Here is a 608-nt window from a genome sequence, read left to right on the forward strand (position 1 = left end):
TCCATAGCTGTCCTGGCGGCGGCAAAGGTCCACGTTATCTGGGAAGGTGTGCAGACTGTCCCCAGGACAAGACCCCGGGGAGGACGCATGACGGGCGTCAGGTGGGCCGCGCGCAGATCTTGTCCCTTCCGGGTCAGGTCGTTGCTCAACGCTATCGACGTGCCCGCACGTCCAYGAGCAGTTGCCGGACGACCACACCATCCGGACTATGTCCTTGCACCCTTGAGCTCAGCGCCCCTACACATGCAACGCTTATCCAGGCACGCTGAGCCAGGGCGCATCCTGTTCAGGATCCAGGGGAAGCAAGAGGCCTGCCAACAGATAAGGTCGTGTTCCCTCCTGCGGTTGCTGCGCCGGATCANCGGGGAGGACGCATGACGGGCGTCAGGTGGGCCGCGCGCAGATCTTGTCCCTTCCGGGTCAGGTCGTTGCTCAACGCTATCGACGTGCCCGCACGTCCACGAGCAGTTGCCGGACGACCACACCATCCGGACTATGTCCTTGCACCCTTGACTGACATCTTGCAGTTTAGGTTGAAGGGGCAAAAAGTGCGTGCTGGAACGCGTCGAGCGCGTTCAATTCCAGTTGAAGTGCTTGACGCCGCACTT

This window comes from Deinococcus sp. Leaf326, assembly GCF_001424185.1.
Taxonomy (GTDB): Bacteria; Deinococcota; Deinococci; order Deinococcales; family Deinococcaceae; genus Deinococcus.